This window comes from Desulfonema magnum (assembly GCF_017377395.1).
Classification (GTDB): Bacteria; Desulfobacterota; Desulfobacteria; order Desulfobacterales; family 4be13; genus Desulfonema_C; species Desulfonema_C magnum.
On the sequence record NZ_CP061800.1, the window covers coordinates 3,360,111 to 3,377,783 of the forward strand.

Below are 17,673 nucleotides of genomic sequence, written 5' to 3' on the forward strand. Positions count from 1 at the left end.
AAGTGTTAAGTGTTAGGTGTTAGGTGTTAAGTGTTAAGTGTTAGGTGTTAAGTGTTAAGTGTTAGGTGTTAGGGTGTCAGGGTATCAGGTGTTAGGAAAGAATACATAAATTCTATCTTAACACCTAACACTTAACACCTAACACCCTAACACCCTAACACCCTAACACCCTAACACCTAACACCTAACACTTCATATTACCGAAGATAAAAATCCCGCTTTTAAATACTCACGGTTCAGGCGGGCAATGTTGACGATGGATATTTCCTTGGGGCAATCTGCTTCGCATTCTGTTTCATTTGTGCAGTTGCCGAATCCCAGATCATCCATTTTTCTGACCATTGCCAATGCGCGTTCCGCTGCTTCGGGTTTCCCCTGGGGAAGCAAAGCCAGTTGGGATACCTTGGCGCTGACAAAAAGCATGGCAGATGCGTTGGGACAGGATGCCACACACGCGCCGCATCCGATGCATGCGGCCGCGTCCATGGCTTTTTCAGCATTTTCCTGAGAAATGGGAACCGCGTTTCCGTCCGGTGCTCCGCCGGCGTTTACAGAAACATATCCCCCTGCCTGGATGATCTGATCAAAAGCACTGCGATCCACCACAAGGTCTTTGATAATTTTGAATGCCCGTGATCGCCATGGCTCGATAACGACAGTGTCTCCGTCTGAAAAATGCCGCATATGCAGCTGGCAGAGCGTGGTTCCTTTTTCCGGTCCGTGGGCACGGCCGTTGACCACTGAACCGCACATGCCGCAGATACCTTCCCGGCAGTCATGATCAAAGGCAATGGGGTCTTTTCCTTCAAGGGTCAGTTGTTCGTTAATGACATCCAGCATTTCGAGAAACGACATGTCCGTTGAAATATTTTTTGCCTGATAGGTTTCCAGGCGGCCCTTGACATCCGGTCCGAACTGACGCCACACCTTCAGGGTTATATTGATCGTCTTTGTCACTTGTAGCTCCTCTGTGTTAGTTTGACGTGTTCAAAAACCAAAGGCTCCTTGTGAAACACAGGTGCTTTGTCATCTCCTGCCCATTCCCATGCGGCCACATGACAGAAGTTCTCATCATCGCGTCTGGCTTCGTTTTCTTCGGTCTGATAGGCTTCGTTGAAATGCCCTCCGCAGGATTCCTGGCGGGCCAGCGCGTCCGTGAGCATTAATTCTCCGAACTCAAGGAAATCCGCAACACGTCCGGCTCTTTCAAGGCTTTGGTTAAAGGCTTTGCCCCCTCCCGGAACCAGGACATTTTCCCAGAATTCCTCACGAAGCGACCGGATCATTGTTTTGGCTTTGTCCAATCCTTCATTATTTCTCGCCATACCGCAATATTCCCACATGATATGCCCCAGTTCCTTGTGAAAATCATCCACGGTTCGCTTCCCTTTTACAGAAAGAAGCTTGCGGGTGCGTATTTCTGCCTGCTGACTTGCCTCTTTGAACGCGGGATGGTCCGTGGTGACATCCTCCGGAGTTGTTCCTGAAATATAGCCGCCAATGGTGTAAGGAACAACAAAATACCCGTCCGCGAGTCCCTGCATAAGCGCGCTGGCCCCCAGACGATTTGCGCCGTGGTCGGAGAAATTCGCCTCACCAAGAACAAACAGGCCCGGAATGGTACTCATGAGGTTGTAATCCACCCACAATCCGCCCATGGTATAATGGACTGCCGGATAGATCATCATGGGGGTCTGATAGGGATCATCCGCGGTAATTTTTTCGTACATCTGGAAAAGGTTGCCGTATTTCTTTTCAATGACATCCCTGCCGTCTCTTTTTATGGCGTCTTCAAAGTCAAGATATACCGCAAGGGCAGTTTCTCCGACCCCTTTGCCCATGTCGCACTGCTCTTTGGCGTTCCGTGATGCCACATCCCGGGGAACCAGATTTCCGAAGCTGGGATATTTGTTCTCCAGATAATAATCTCTTTCTGCTTCCGGAATCTGATGCGGCGGACGTTTGTCCCCGGGAGTTTTGGGAACCCATACCCGGCCGTCATTTCTCAGGCTTTCGCTCATGAGTGTCAGTTTGGACTGATAATCGCCGTGAACCGGAATGCAGGTGGGATGAATCTGTGTGAAACAGGGGTTCGCAAAAAAAGCTCCTTTTTTATAAGCCCTGTAACTCGCGGTGACATTGGAAGCCATGGCATTGGTGGAGAGGAAAAACACGTTTCCGTAGCCGCCGGTACACAATACCACAGCGTGCGCCTCATGGCGTTCCATTTCGCCGGTCACGAGATTTCTGACCACAATGCCCCTTGCCTGCCCGTTAATCACGACAAGTTCCAGCATTTCCCGGCGGGGAAACATGGTCACTTTGCCGGCGGCAATCTGCCGGGACAGCGAGCTGTACGCGCCCAGCAAAAGCTGCTGGCCTGTCTGTCCTCTGGCGTAAAAGGTTCTTGAGACCTGTGCGCCGCCAAATGAACGGTTTGCCAAAAGTCCGCCGTAATCCCGTGCAAAGGGAACGCCCTGAGCCACACAGTGATCAATAATGTTCGTACTGAGCTGGGCAAGCCGACAGACATTGGCTTCTCTGGCTCTGAAATCTCCGCCTTTCACGGTATCATAAAACAGGCGCCAGATGCTGTCACCGTCATTGGGATAATTTTTAGCCGCGTTAATTCCGCCCTGGGCCGCGATGCTGTGGGCGCGGCGGGGGCTGTCCTGGATACAGAAGTTTTTCACATCATACCCGAGTTCGGCCAGGGTCGCTGCCGCGGATCCTCCTGCAAGACCGGTTCCCACAACAATGATATTGAATTTTCTTTTATTGGCCGGGTTGACCAGTTTCAGTTCAAAACGGTGTCTGTCCCATTTCTCTGTCAGGGGGCCTCCGGGAATCTTTGCGTCAAGCTGCATTGTTGTTCTCCTCTGTAAACTTGAAACTTGAGATTTGAAATTTGAAAGTTTGACAGATATTCTTATGGGCATGTATTCTATTATCCGAGTTTCGAGTTTCAAGTTTCAAGTTTCGAGTTTCAAGTTTCAAGTTTCAAGTTTCGTTATGCAATAAGCGAAATATAAATCGGAATAAAGCCAAAACCGGCTCCCACCAACAGACTGAAAACAACGCCGACGCTTTTAATAAGAGGCATGTACTTGGGGTGATTGGCCCCGAGGGTTTGGAATGCGCTCCAAAATCCGTGACTGACATGAATGGCAGCAATGATCATCGCAAGGATATAAACAATAACATACTCGGGTTGAGCAAATGAATTGGATACGATGTCATAAATGGTCTGGTGGGTTTTGTCTGCGAGATGAAAGTTCTGAATATGAAAAATAATGAAAGCCAGCAGCAAAAGACCCGTGTAAGGCATGGTCTGTGAGCCTACGGTCCGTCCGCCTGCGCTTTTGTTCACCATATATCGTTTGGGTCTTGCGCTGAGGTTCTGATAAAACAGGGTAAGTCCGGTCAGCACATGAACCGCTGCAAGCGATAATAATATGAATTCTGCAAAAGTGATCAGCGACCCCAAAGAGTGCAGATGCCCGGCGTAGCCGTTGAAAGCATCTTTACCGCGAAACAGCGTAAGATTGCCTGCAAAATGGACCGTGAGGAAACCGCAAAAACTCAGGCCGGTAAGCGCCATCATCAGCTTTTTACCGACGGATGATCCGAGTGTGTTTTTCAGCCAGTTCATTTTTTCCTCCGTCTTAATTGAGTTAGAGACTTTCAAGTAAACAAAAATTGTGTCCTCCCGGGTCACAATGAAATATAAAAGCGAAATCAGAATGCTCTCACTTCTCACTTCCGTAAGGCTTCCCCCAGATGGCCGAAATAACAGTCTCGTCAGACGTTATTTCGGCCGGAGAGAAAAATAGCGGAGAATGAGTAAATTCTTTTTGGAGAGTTCCCTCATTTATGAGGATGATAACTATCGAAAAAACTGACTGGTGTAAATCAGCAGGGAAATTATTATTTTGTAGGCAGGGAACGTAAAGCCGGTGTAGGTGATAAACCTACATCCGACAGATCGAAAAGCAATGAAACCTGTTGGGTTCTGATTGACAAAACCGAGTCGGAGTCTCCGGTTTTAAAGGGTCTGACAGGACATTCTCGATCTGAATCCGTTGTTTGAAAACAAAGGAAAACATCGGATTTATTCCAGAGGTTTTATAACTTTTTAATGATGATAAATTTCATTTCATCGTGTTCAGTTCACAGTTCCGGTATGTGCATTTTTGAGAATCGCATAGATAACAGGCAGCTATGCAGATCAAAGCCCAAAAGACCGCTGGCAGATCAAAAAATTTCATTTTACCCCTCCTTCCTCCAACTCGTGAACAGACGCTTGCTCTGCCTGCCCTCGGACCTGCTGCAAGGTTTGTCCGACCTGTTCAAGAAACTTGGCATTTCCCTCATTGCCCTTGTTTTTTTCTTCCGCGATAACATGCTCCAACACAGCGAAAAATGCCTCATCACATTCGTTCATATATTCGGCTGCAAAATGGTCAAGATCTTTTGGGGAGTTGACTTTTTCAAGCAGGATGCGGATAAGATATCGGGCTTCGTCAGTTTTTGCGGCACTTCTTCTTACGACATCCGAAGGCATCACCAATGTCAGCATAAATTCCCCCATCTGATTAAAAAACCGGGCAACGTCTTCATTTCCATCCTCGTTTGCCTTTGCTATGACAGCGAGGATTCCCGTCAGAAAATCCTCATCCAGTTCATCACCATATTTTTCGACAAATGTTTGCAATCCCTCATGTGTCTGTGCCTCTTCCCAGAGAATCTGAAGAAGCTCTTGAATACGTTCAGAAATCATTGTATTTTTCCTTTCATAAAAATGCCAAACTCACCTGTTGTAAATGCCTCGGCACGCGGAGCCTGGCTGTATGCGTTTTCAGGCAGAGCCTCACTGTCATTAAGTTAAGGATTATCCCAAGTGGCAAAAACAGTCTTTGGCGAGGATGCGAAAAATAATTTTCGCACTCCGGAAGCTTAACTTAATGCCAGTGAGGCTCTGCCTGGGAACGAGGAAAAACCTGATGACTCCTTATGAACCATAAAAAATCTGAATCAGCTTGGGCAGGTCTCCCTTTGAAGGCCATCCCCTCTCAATCTTTTCCAATGCCTGCTGAGGTGTCAGCCAGAAGAATTCGATAAAATCCCGCAGATTATAATTCGGAGCATGATCCGATTGTATCTCATAAACCTTCATAAACGCTGACAGGCTATTTTTGTGGGGAGTGAGATAGCCCAAAAAGCGGTAATCAATCTCTTCTGTATCCAGGTTTAATTCTTCTTTTAATTCACGCTGAAAAGCAGCCTCATAACTTTCACCGCTGCTCACATGTCCGCCCATGCTGACATCAAGACACAGGGAAAAAATTTTCTTATCAGCAGTACGGCGGGGGATCCAGATTTGTCCTCGGGAATTTACGAGAAAAGCATTGACCGCCCGGAAGCATGACAAACCTTCCTGATAGACCTCTGAACGCCATTTCTGACCGATAACATTGTCATACCCATCCACGATATCCAGTAATTCATCATTTTGTTCAGAATTCTTTTGCATGACTTTCTCTTCATGAAAAAAAGTGAGACTGACAATTCTCAATTCTCAATTCTCAATTCCCTTTAATAAGGAACTGACACACCTGATCTATCTCCGGAAGCTCCATAGTGAGTTCTTCGCCCTGAAGGGACTTCATAAAGATGGTATTGTTTTTTGAAATTCTGGCAACCACCTTTTCGGAGCTGATATGTTGAGACATTGCGGCTTCAACCTGTTCATCCACCTTATTTAATATAAAGAAAACCGATATCTCCGCGTTCTGCCCCATTTCTTCCATCTTCTTTGCCAGCATAAACGATTCAAAACTGGGATCAACAACACCGAGAATCATGTCACAGCCCGCTTCCAGCCCTCTTCCGAAATGCTCAATCCCGGCCTCTGTGTCAATGATGACCGCGTCATTATCCGTAACCTCAAGATTTGAAAGGAACATTTTGGAAAGCACCCCCATGGGACAGGCGCATCCCTCGCCAAAGTTATGAATCTTACCAATAGGCAGCAGCTTTATTCCGCCGGTCTGTACGGCATATGCCTCGGGAATGTCCTGAATTCCCCATTTTTTATCGAAAACGCCCTGGGATGTCCCTTTTGGAAATGCCTGGGAAATTTTTTTCTTAAATTCTTTTTTACCGCCAAGATTGTCCATAAGGTTGACAGGCATCGGAACGCCCATGAGACGGTGGAGACCTAGGTTAGATTCATCCGCGTCCACCACCAGAACATTATATCCTTTTTTTTTCAGATTTTTAGCGATAAGAACGGACAGGGTACTTTTTCCGCTGCCGCCTTTGCCACAAATTAAGATTTTCATAAAAATGTTTCTCCTCCTCAGACTCCCATGCTGCGAAGTCTTTCGTCTTTTGCAAGTCGTTGCTGAATCCCCTTGCCAACCTGATAAGTACGGCTGAAATCTGACCAGAACGCTTTGTCTTTTTCCTTCCAGTCCTCTCCGAACCGTTCATTAAAATAGTCTCCCAATTTTTCGAATAGAAGTTTCCACGAAGGCTCTCCTCGTTCATGAGCGCCAAGAAGCGATTCCAAAAATTCATCCAGATCAGCAAGAGTTTCTTTGGGAAGATAGGAAATCGCGCCTTTACGAATGGATTCCATGAGGGTTTCGGGATTAACCGCGTGAGCGGTGAGCATTACTGCGGGAATATTTCGTTCCGTAGCTTCTTCCAATAACTGAAGGCCGTTGACCCCCATGATATCCAGGATTACCAGATCGTACCGGGTCTTTTTTATCTTTTCAGACGCGGTTTCGTAGTCACGGGCCCGGTCAATACGGGCCTCATCCAATATGTCTTCAATGGTTTCCAAAATGTCTTCTTCATCATCCACGGCCAGAATGTGCTTTCCTCTGATGTAAGATTTCATTTCTGTCATTTTCAGGTTCTCCTTAGTTTTTTTCTTAGGCGAAGCCTGGGAATGCCTGCCCGGAGGACTTCTGCCTTTCAACGACAGGCAGAGCCCGCCGGTATGCGTTCCCAAGCGAAGTCTTACCGCCAAAGTTAAAGATCATCCGGAGTGGCAGAGACAGTTTTTAGCGAGGGTGCGAAAAATAATTTTCGCACTCCGGAAGCTTAGGTTGATGCCAGTGAGACAGAGCCTGGGAACGAGTCTATATATGGTTTAACGTAATCGGAAGCGTCAGGCGAAACGTGGCACCTTTGCCTTTTTTACTTTTTAATTCTATGTTCCCGCCCAGCCTTTTGGCTAAAATCAGGGCACCTGCGAGCCCCAGTCCGTGACCTTTACGCTGTAATGTCGGGTCTTCGGCCTCCTTTATCTGAGCATATCTCTGAAAAATCATCTGATGATGGTGCGGTTCAACCCCCGGACCGTCGTCAGTGATATCTGCAATCAGACGTCCGTTTTGCTGGTCCATGTTGATCTCAACCCATTTCTTCCGAAAATGGAGGGCATTTTTGATCAGGTTGCCGAGAATCTGGCGAAACTTGGTCTCATCCTGAAGCATCTCCGCATCTGCCAGCCGGGGAGAAATGTTCAGAAAAATACCGCTATCTGCCAGAAATTCAATCACCTCATTTTTCCCTCCGCATGCCTTATATTGCTCAGAAATCGTCCCTGCCATGATTTCCAGAACATCTGCCAAAACATCATACACAACATTTTCAGGCCGGAACCCGCAGCAGTTAAAGCAGCCGGCCTCGGTTCTGCCGACTTCCAACAAATCATACAACATCCCCCGGGCCTTTTGTGTGTTTCTCAATGTACGTTTCAATGTCTTCTCCTGACGAGGAGACAATGCGCCGTATTTTTCTTTTTTTTCCAGCAGGGTCCGAATACCAGTTTCAATAATCGAAATGGGATCCTTTAACTCATGAATGAGAAACTCAACCTGAACTTCCCGGAAGAAATTTTGTGAATCTGTTTTTTTCATTTTTCAATAGCTTACCCATTTATGTCAAACTATATCGTTTTCCGGAGTGCCAAACTGCAAGTTTGGCACTCCGGATGATTTTTTTGGTGGTGTTCTAAAACTGGACTTTATCCGATATGCGATAAATAAATTCAAGGAGTTATAAAGTTTAGCTCCAGTTTCAGAACACTACCGTTTTTTTCTTAAGGCGGAAATTGGACAATCACCGTTGTTCCGCCGGAACAGAAACAATCTTCCGCTGTTTGGCAGTGGTCACAAAGCTCGATTTTTCCCGGACAGATATCCTCATCCCGCGGGATAAATCCGCATCTTTCGGAATTCATCTGAATCTTGAAAGAATAACGCTCAGAAAATATCTTCATCCTGAGTAAATCAAACCCCTTTCCCCCCGCGTTGAAATCATAAGCATTTCGGGAGGAATACTGCATGGTTTCACGAGTGGTGAAATTACTCTCAAAAATGAGACGCTGGTTTTCCTTTGTAATGCCCACGCCAAAGTCTCTGACTTCAAACTCAGGGCCTCTCTCTCCCTTTCTGACCGTCACCTCAATGCGTCCGCCGTCAGGGGTGTTTTCCAGAGCGTTCCGGATCAGTCCCTCTGTAATTTTAGCCAAAACATCAGAAGGAATCCGGACACAAGGAATTTCGAACTTCGAATTTCGAATTTCGAATTGCAAATTGCATTTCCGGTGGGCAAAGCGGGGGCCGAGGGTTTCAATATTTTTTTCAACAAACTCATCCAGCCGGATTTCCTGAGAAACAGAATTACGCTGCCCAAAAATTTCCTCCACCCGATCACGAACGCTCTCTACAATACTTTGAGATATCGAGTTTCCAGTTTCCAACTCAAAAAGCGTTTCCAGTTCATCAGTACAGGCATTTAACAAGGTTGAGAGCATATGATAGGCTTCATAGTCTTTTTCCTTGAGAATATCTTCGATTTCGTATTGCATTTCAAGAATTCTGTCCACACTTCTTTGAGCCCGGCTGAGGATCCGATTCAGGCGATTGTCATTAAGACCGGAAGCTTTTTTTCGCAAAAGACGCAAAGAAGCATCCAGAATGGAGACCGGTGTTTTTAATTCATGGGAAAGGTGGTGTATCACCCGTTCTTTGGCCCGGTTCAGACTTCGGACCTCTTCGTAGGACTGTTTGAGTTTCTGATTGATTCTCGCATTTTCAATGGGAAGGGCTACAGTGCCGGCAATCATGTTCAGCAGTTCGACATCTGTCTGATCAAATTCTCCCTCTTTTTTATCCACGGTGCATAACACACCGATTGTGCGGTCCTGGGTTCGGATGGGAACGTCAAGAAGGTTTCGGGTTTTATAACCGGACCGTTCATCCACCTGATGAAAATAATGAGGGCATTGGGATGTGTCAGACACAAGCAGCGGCTGTCCGGTTCTGTAAACATAACCTGCCACCCCCTTATCTATGGGAAATCTGATCTCTTTTATATTTTCCTCGGTTTTGGTATTTTCATAGGTGGCAGCGCGGAAAAAAAATTCTTTTTTTTCTTCATCAGCCAGGATGATCGAAGCTCCTTCCACTGCAATGAGTTCCTGCACATCCTTTATAATAAACTCCAGGCGTTCATCCAGACCCCGAAAGCGATGCAACGCCTTTGTAATGCGGAAAAGCGCCTGATTGATCCGTGAGATACGCTTTTCTGCGGTGATATCCCGAAAGATTCCCACTTGTCCGGCCAGTTTATTATCTTCCTCATAAATAATCGCGATATCAAGCAAAATATCCAATATTCGGCCATCCTTTGTCAGCCGTTTGGTTTCAACACCATGAACGACTTTTTCCGCAAGCACATGTCGAATGCCCTGACGGGTCTGCTCTTTCAGAAAATCAGGCACAAAGGGGACGTACCTCCCCTCCAGTTCTTCCAATGTCCACCCGAACACTTTCATAAAGGCCGGATTCAGATAAGAGACTGTGCTGTCCATATTAAAGACAATCACAGGGTCGGGCAGAAAATCAAGAAGCGCCCGGTATCGTGTCTCTGCGTTGCGGCTGGCCTGATACTGACAGAGAGCAAGTTGTTCAGATTCCTTTAAGGCTTTCTGAAACAGAAATTTTTCAGTGATGTCCCTTGCAATCCCTCGGAAACCAATTTTTTCCCCGTTATTATCAATGATAAGATTGGCAGAAATTTCGACCATTCGAATCACCCCGTCCTTCCTGATAATTTCCCATATAATATCAGTCGTGCCTTTGCCTGTGCGATAAATATTATTGAAACTTTCAAAGGCTGTTCTGGCGTTTTTTTCATCCATAAATTCACGGAAATTGTGATCTCGGAATTCATTTCTGGAATATCCGTAAATTCGACAGAAGGCATTGTTAAAAAATTTGAAGTTTCCACGCAGGTCGGTTTCATAAAAGCCATCCGCAACATCTTCAATAAAAACCCGATAGCGGTCCTTTTCTATTTTGAGGTCTTCCTCTTTTTCTAGGGGATGATCTTTCACCTTAGCTGCTATCTGCTCCTTTTTCAATAATTGAATGATCTGTCCGTTTCGGGCGTATTTTTAAGAAAATGGATTCCTGCTTTCGCAGAAATGACAAAAAAAGTTGATTATCGAGTAAAATAAATATCCGGACAAAAAATTTTCGATATTTTTTCCGGACTGCTGAAATGAAATTTCAGAACTCCGGATCAGAAAAAATATTTTTAAATTTATGGACGGACTTATAATGACACCCGTATATAAAAAAAATACTGATTCTAACGGATTTTATTGATGTTCTTATCTCCCTGAAACTACAAGGAAAAAATATAAGAAAAGGAAGCGGGCGAGCGCGGTTCCCAAAGTGACGTAAATAAGTACCTAACCATAAGTTTTCGATATCTTCCCGGGGAAGAAACCCGGGTTTTTTTACCGGAACGATCCGCCGTCCGTGACGGAAAAAGCCGGGTTTCTCCGCTGTTCACAGAAAAAAAAGATGTATAAAAAACTTTTGATCAGGTACTTACTTTAACTATTTGAAATAATTAAGATTAGTATCTCAGCAATTTTTTTTGTCCGTATGAGTTATTTCAGAGAGTTATATAATTTTAGCACTTCGGGTCGTCACTTCGGGAACGCGCCCTCCGCATATGCCGTTCCCGGTCGGACAGCATCTCCGGCAGGGCGTTTTCCCTTTTTTATACTTTTTCCCTGTAGTTCCGGGAAGATAAAAATATCAACAACATCCGTTAAAATCGGGAAAAAATAGTTTATACAAAAAAGGCCGTCACTGCAAGCGTTTTATATGAAAAAGGTGCTAGGTGTTAGGTGTCAGGTGTCAGGTGTCAGGTGTCAGGTGTCAGGTGTCAGGTGTCAGGTGTCAGGTGTTAGGTGTTAGGAAAAACCGTAAAACTTTCATCGTTCGTTGTGACCGGCAGCTTATGGCCGTTTATATAAAAAAAATGTCATTCCCATTTTTTCCAAATACTTAGCACACGGGACCTGACATTTTCATATTTCTGATATTTTCTCACGGATAATTTTAGAAACCGCGGAGCGGTGCCATTTGCCCCGTCCTGACAAAGTGGGGACCTTTGTTTTGTTCAGATAGGTTGCGATTTTGGCATGGGAAAATCCTTTCAGATAAAGGCGTTTTATTTCACTGAGTATGGCTTCCCGATCATCTTTCACTCGGAAATCAGATTTTTTTTCGGAATCCTCATTGGTTTTTGTCTGCCGGATTATCAGGTCCGCAAACTGCTTTCTGAGTTCAGTCAGTTCTGATTTCAGTTCGGTCACTTCAGTTCGCAAACTTTGTATCTCTGCTTTTTGAAAAAATAAATCAGTGCCCAATGCCCCGGCCTCTTCTTCAACTGAATCCCTGACACAGCTTTCGATAAAAGATCCGATTTCCGAAAGCAGAGAAATTTTCTGGGGTGATAATAAAGAATGAAGCGGCTTCTGTTCCGCACTGTAACCCGTTTCAATGGTCAACGGATCATATAGGCGTCTTCTTGTTCGCTTAACCTTTATCACGGGCCTTTCTGTCATTTTGATGTCCTTTTAACTTTAAAGCATATCTGACATAGCTGTCATAATCCGCTTTGGCCTTGCTTTTTTTTGAAGACGCAAAAACAGTTTGTTTTTTTTCAAGGGATTTGGAAAATTCCGCGCTTGTCCTGATGGGACACGGGATCAGATATTCTTTATAGTCCGAAGAAAGCCGATTCCAGGCATTTGTTGAAATTTTTAATCTTCTGTCAAACTTTGTGTAAAGAATTTTTATTTCAGGCTTCTCAAGATTAAATGCCTCATGAATTGAAAAGATTTCATTTAATGTCAGTTTCAGCCCTTTAAAAGAAAACTTGTCACTGCAAACCGGAATAACAATAATATCCGCGGCACAGATAGTTGAAATCACCGCTGTTCCCAATGACGGGGGGCAATCAATCAGAATCAGATCAAAACCATTGGCTTTCAGCTCTTCGCAAACCCCGTGAACCGCGTTTTTCTGAGAAACAGGATTGATCAGATTGACATCAAGAAGGCCGTTGTCTAATGATGAGGGAAGAATATACAAGTTTTCCTGAATTTTCTTTAACGATCCCATCACCATTTCCCCCGGGTTTTGCCAGACATCAAAAAAAATAGGATCATCATCTTCCGGAACCATGTCAAAGGCCAGTGAGGCGGACCCCTGGGAATCCATATCCAGAATACATGTCCTGAATCCGTACTGAACAGCCCGGGTGGCCGCGGATATGGTGCTTGTAGTCTTTCCCACACCGCCCTTCAGATTAATGTGCGCCAGGACTTTGAATCCATAGTCAACCCCTTCTTTCAGTGCCAGATAGACCTTGGCCAGTTGGGAAGGGATACCCAGTCTGCTTCCTGACAGGCGAACAAGCTCCTTTTCGCCAAAAAAGTTCGCAACATCATTTGCTGTCTGACCTGTATATTCGCCAAATTCTGACGTACTGATAAGGTACTTAGGAGGCTTTGAATTATTATTTTTCATTTTTCCAACTGAATGATTATGAAGACGAGTGTCAGGTGTCAGAAAAAACACCGGAATGTTCATGTTTTGTTCAGGATAAAAAATAAATCATATAGTATTTAGATTTAGGTATGTCCTGGCACGAAAGTTGCATACAGAGGCGGCCTCCGGGATTCCGAACGGACGAATGAAATTTTCAGGCCCGGAAACGGCTTTTTTTCCGGGACAACCTTCCCATGCAAAAATCATGCCGGGACATACCTAAATCTAAGTACTATAACATAAACTCTAAATAGTTTCAAAAAATTTTAAAAACTTAAAACCATCTGTGAAAGCTGAACAATCCCTGCCGAACCTGCGATTCGGGAGTCAGCTGAACCGCGACACATGGCTTGGGTCTGATTCATCACAAATCATATTTCCCTTTTCAATGTCATTGTCCGGGAATGTTTTAATGAACTTCGCAAAAAGCAAGACAGTGCGGCCAGGATCCCCTGTCCGCGGCGGTAACGGATTTAGTTTGGATGGATTATTGCCACAGTTCTGTGTTTTTGACAATCAAAAAATTTATTTTGAAAAATAGCAAATTGTCAGACAAACACAGCTCAGACAGGAGCAGTCTCCCTGCTGTCCCTTTCCCTGCCTGATTTGTATGACCTTTTCCTTCTTTCTCTCCCCATGTTCCTCACTTATCATGTGATGCGTTTTTTTAACTTTTTTAATATGACTAAAAATATTATTGCATTCAGATGTTGATTCTGGTAAATTAAATATAGTCTGATAAACTTTTATCAGGGATTTTCCGAATCAGACATATGATTTATTCGGAGTTCCCCCATTAAATGTCAGCAGTATTCAGGAATATTGAAAAAATATATTTTTTCAAATAGTTGCTGAGTTATGCCGGTCGGCAGGATAAACAATCTTAAAAAAGCGAAGCGAAAATGACAAAACACATCAGAAACGCAGCATTTTTAATATTCCTTATTTTGACCATCCCCAGTTTGTCTCCCGCGGAAACATCACCCGACAGATCAGTATTTTTCAACGGAGACATTAATGGTGACGGCGAGCTGAATTTAGCTGATATTATTCTGATATTGCAGGTGATGGTAAATTCACATCCGCCATCATCAGTTCTTTATGTCGGGAATGATGCTGACCAGGACGGAAGGTTAGGAACAGCCGATGTCATTTATCTTTCACAGATTGTTGCAAATCTCAGACCACAGCCAATTAAAATGGAGATTGTCAAGTCAGAAAAACCCCGAACAGTCTTATCTGATTTAAGCAAAGCAGATATACCGGAACTGGTGTCCGGAAGCACCGCTTTCGCGCTTGATCTCTACCACGCCATTTCTCATAGGAATGAAAATCTGTTCTGTTCTCCTTACAGCATCTCTCTTATCCTTGCCATGGTCTATGCCGGAACCAGAAATGAAACCGAACAGCAATTGGCAGAAACCCTTTATTTTACGCTTCCTCAGAAGCGCCTGCATGCCGCGTTTAATGCCCTGGATATTGAGCTCACCTGCCGAAGTGAAACCAGTAAAAGTGGAAACAGGGGAGGATTCAGCCTGAATATCACCAATTCCCTCTGGGGGCAGACCGGGCACGCTTTTCTTCCCTCGTATCTGGATATTCTGGCTGAAAATTACGGCGCGGGGATGAACCTTCTTGATTTTCAAAACGCGCCGGAATCAGCCCGGGTTGTCATGAATAACTGGATCAGCAACGAAACAGAAGACAAAATTAAGGACCTGATTCCCCGGGGCGCAGTTGCCAAAGACACTCACCTTGTTCTGAGCAATGCGATTTATTTTAATGCAGCATGGCTCCTTCCTTTCAGAGAAAAGGACACAGAGGACGGACTGTTCCGTCTCCCTGACGGCACCCGGGTCTCAGTGCCGATGATGTCACAAACAACAGATTTTAATTATACAGAAGGAAACGGATACCAGGCAGCAGAATTACTTTATGGCAATGATTTTCGGACCCCCTCGGGGCTGTCAATGGTTGTCCTGCTTCCTGAAGTCGGAAATTTCCAAAGTTTCCAGGATACGCTTGACGCTGTGAAATTAAATGAAATATTAAAAAATCTTCAGGAAAAATATGTGCGGCTGAAGATGCCAAAATTCAGATATGAATCTGCTGTGGTCAGTCTGAGGGAGACGCTTGCTGACATGGGGATGTCCGAACTTTTTACAGATTCCGCTGATTTTTCCGGCATGGACGGAACACAGAATCTTTTTCTAAACGATGTGATTCACAATGCATTTATTTCGGTTGATGAAACAGGCACAGAAGCAGCCGCGGCCACGCCTGTGCCAATTGAAGCTTTAATTCCGCCGGAGCCTGTGGAATTTACCATGGATCATCCCTTTATCTTTTTTATCCGGGACAAAACAGGGGCGATCCTTTTTATGGGCCGCATTGTCAGTCTGGCAGAATGATTTTTTCTGATTGCAGGAGTAAAGTCCTGTGTGTTTTTACGCATAGGTTTTGTTCTTGTTATGACCGTGGTAACCGTTCAGTTCCCTTATTTTGCGGAAAAAAGTGAGAATAACTTTTACCTTTTGCAAAACAAGGGAAAGAATAAAAGAATTTTCAAACTTATATAGGGGGAAAAATGACAAACCCAAAAAACAGTAAACTTCAGCATCACCTGACTGCTGTCAAAGAGGGGGGGCGATGTTTTGAAAACGCTTTTCAGAGCGTCACCAGAATGATTCTGGAAAGCAATATCGAAAAAGTTGTGGTGAATGGCAAAACAACTTACGATTTCAGTATTTTTCGAACAGGAAAAAAGCCGATCATCGGCATGTATGACGAACTTAACAGCTTTGTTTCTTATGTCAAGGACGCGGCCGAGGGGGGCTCATCCAAAGAAATGGCGTATGTGCTTGTAGGAGAGCCGGGGAACGGCAAAACATTCTTTGTCGAATTTCTCTGCACCAAATATCGCAACTTTCTGACCAAGCCGCAAAATCGGAAATATACCTTCAGATTTAAAAACATAGACAAGCTCGGGCATTACGGAAGGATCAGCGTCATAGAATCCCAGACTTACGAAGATCCCATGATTCTGGCCATGAATCTCTTTGAAGACCCGGATGAAAATAAAACTTGGCTGGCCAGCCAATTCGGGTTTTCAGATGATGAGGTTGAGACCTTTTATGAGAACTATCGTCCCATGGGCGCGTGCAGCGGGTATATTTGGAATGATATTGCCAATTTCACAGGCGGCAATATTGATGAAATGCTCAAATTTATTGAAGTGATACCAGTCCCTCTGGTTGAAAGCCTGGGAACCGTGACCGGAAAATATCCGGCAAAAGATAAGATCACCTCCTCAGCCGTGGATCTTTTAGGAGAAGAATCCATCCAGCGACTCCTTCACATCACCGACACCAACAACCCGTATCGTTTTGATTTAAGAAGAGGCGCGCTGGCACGCGTTGCCGGCGGCGGTGTCCATTTCAGCGATGAAATATACAAGAACAAGAAAGACCTGGTACAAGTTTATCTGGGGGTCATTCAGAACCGCAGCATTGAAATTGACGGGTATAAATGGCCCATTGACACCCTGATCATCGCCACGAGTAACAACTCGGAATTTAACCGATTTTTAGCTGAAAAGGAAGAGGCGCCCATTGTTGACAGATGCAGAATCTGCTATGTGTCACACAATACGAACTACAAGCTGCAAAAAGACCTCACCAATTATTCCATCGGAAGCGAGCCCCGGACAACCATTAACCGGGAGAGCCTCCACCAGGACCCCAACCTGAATTACGCCGCGTCTGTGTCCGTAGTTCTGACCCGTCTGCCCCGGTCTGAAAAACTGACACCGGTTGAGACCTTAAAGCTGGCTTCAGGGGAAGTGGCCGGTGAAAAGAGTATCAAGACCCTGGCCGAAGTCATTGACACGCTCAATCAGGACCCGGATATTGTAAAACGTTTTGGTCAGAAAGGTCTGGGGCAGCGAAACCTGGGCAGGGCCATCCAGCTTCTGATCGAAAGCTCCGAGACAAATGAGGGGCAGTGCATGTTCGCGTATGACATCTTCAAAGCGATTGAGCGGGTGATTCTGGATTATGTCACAGATGCCAATGACAGAGCCAAGTATCTTGAAGACCTCAAAATGGCAAAAGGAATGTATCGCGAGCGTATCATGACTGAGATGTTTAATGCGTATATGGACGAACCTCTTGCCATCCGAAAAGATGTTATGAACTACGTCAACATGATCATCGGCATTGACGCTGAAAATTTGGGACCCGACAAGATGTGGAAATACAAGGACCCCCAGACCAGCGAACTCAAGGCCCTGAAGATTGACGAGCGTTATATCAAGAGCGTTGAAGAGCGTCTGGAACTCAAGACCCAGGAAAAACGGGAGACCTTCAGGACATCCATTCGGAAAATTTACGGACAGAAGATATCCGTGGATCCTGATTATGATTTTATGGATAACCTGGAACTGGTCAAAGCCGTGACCGATGTCCGCCTCAAATCTGACATCGCAGGCGCGGGGAGTCTCATCGGCGCGCTGGCAAACCGCACCAATGAGGAAAATCAGAAATTGTATGACCGCATGATAGACACCATGCTGAACAAGCTCAACTACTGTCGGACATGCGCTCAGAAAACCATTGAATATTTTTGCACCCAGGAGGATGAGAAATAGTGAATAACTTGAAACCGTGAATTCTGAGGCGTGCAAGGTTGAGAAATGCGGCAACCGCGTAAGCACAGATTCACCAAACACAAGAAA

At 45.0% G+C, this 17,673-nt stretch carries 13 protein-coding genes; 2 read left to right on the plus strand and 11 right to left on the minus strand.

The annotated features are described in order from the left end of the window. Positions 1-192 precede the first annotated feature (192 nt). The 11 genes from dnm_RS13130 to dnm_RS13180 all read right to left on the minus strand — a co-directional run bounded on the left by dnm_RS13130 (position 193) and on the right by dnm_RS13180 (position 12,917). Complete coding sequence (locus tag dnm_RS13130) at positions 193-957, minus strand: succinate dehydrogenase/fumarate reductase iron-sulfur subunit (RefSeq protein WP_219739704.1); 765 nt, start codon at positions 955-957, stop codon at positions 193-195. Continuing rightward, complete coding sequence (locus dnm_RS13135) at positions 954-2,867, minus strand: fumarate reductase/succinate dehydrogenase flavoprotein subunit (protein WP_207683092.1); 1,914 nt, start codon at positions 2,865-2,867, stop codon at positions 954-956. Before dnm_RS13135 ends, dnm_RS13130 begins: the two co-directional genes overlap by 4 nt. 143 nt (positions 2,868-3,010) lie before the next feature. Beyond that, positions 3,011-3,652 (minus strand): succinate dehydrogenase cytochrome b subunit, encoded by a 642-nt coding sequence (locus dnm_RS13140; protein ID WP_207683093.1) that lies wholly within the window; start codon positions 3,650-3,652, stop codon positions 3,011-3,013. A gap of 612 nt (positions 3,653-4,264) precedes the next feature. After that, positions 4,265-4,780, minus strand: a complete 516-nt coding sequence (locus dnm_RS13145) for a hypothetical protein (protein ID WP_207683094.1) — start codon at positions 4,778-4,780, stop codon at positions 4,265-4,267. 231 nt (positions 4,781-5,011) lie between these two features. Next, positions 5,012-5,533, minus strand: a complete 522-nt coding sequence (locus dnm_RS13150; protein WP_207683095.1) for an NUDIX hydrolase — start codon at positions 5,531-5,533, stop codon at positions 5,012-5,014. A gap of 52 nt (positions 5,534-5,585) precedes the next feature. Next, positions 5,586-6,344 (minus strand): ATP-binding protein, encoded by a 759-nt coding sequence (locus dnm_RS13155; protein ID WP_207683096.1) that lies wholly within the window; start codon positions 6,342-6,344, stop codon positions 5,586-5,588. 17 nt (positions 6,345-6,361) lie between these two features. Further along, complete coding sequence (locus dnm_RS13160; protein WP_207683097.1) at positions 6,362-6,919, minus strand: response regulator; 558 nt, start codon at positions 6,917-6,919, stop codon at positions 6,362-6,364. 235 nt (positions 6,920-7,154) lie between these two features. Further along, the gene (locus tag dnm_RS13165) at positions 7,155-7,937 is read right to left on the minus strand and encodes a sensor histidine kinase (protein WP_207683098.1); all 783 of its coding nucleotides are present in this window, start codon (positions 7,935-7,937) and stop codon (positions 7,155-7,157) included. Between the two features lie 182 nt (positions 7,938-8,119). After that, on the minus strand, positions 8,120-10,447 hold the full coding sequence (locus tag dnm_RS13170; RefSeq protein ID WP_246556309.1) for a sensor histidine kinase: 2,328 nt from the start codon (positions 10,445-10,447) through the stop codon (positions 8,120-8,122). A 963-nt stretch (positions 10,448-11,410) separates the two neighbouring features. Further along, positions 11,411-11,950, minus strand: a complete 540-nt coding sequence (locus dnm_RS13175; protein ID WP_207683099.1) for a recombinase family protein — start codon at positions 11,948-11,950, stop codon at positions 11,411-11,413. Beyond that, positions 11,922-12,917, minus strand: a complete 996-nt coding sequence (locus tag dnm_RS13180; RefSeq protein WP_207683100.1) for a ParA family protein — start codon at positions 12,915-12,917, stop codon at positions 11,922-11,924. The genes dnm_RS13175 and dnm_RS13180 overlap by 29 nt, the downstream gene beginning before the upstream one ends. Positions 12,918-13,840: 923 nt before the next feature. Between dnm_RS13180 and dnm_RS13185 the strand changes: the two genes are divergently transcribed. After that, complete coding sequence (locus tag dnm_RS13185) at positions 13,841-15,349, plus strand: serpin family protein (protein ID WP_207683101.1); 1,509 nt, start codon at positions 13,841-13,843, stop codon at positions 15,347-15,349. Between the two features lie 176 nt (positions 15,350-15,525). Beyond that, positions 15,526-17,586 carry a serine protein kinase PrkA gene (locus dnm_RS13190; protein ID WP_207683102.1) on the plus strand — a complete coding sequence of 687 codons (2,061 nt, stop codon included), beginning with the start codon at positions 15,526-15,528 and terminating at the stop codon, positions 17,584-17,586. The last annotated feature ends 87 nt before the right edge of the window (positions 17,587-17,673 follow it).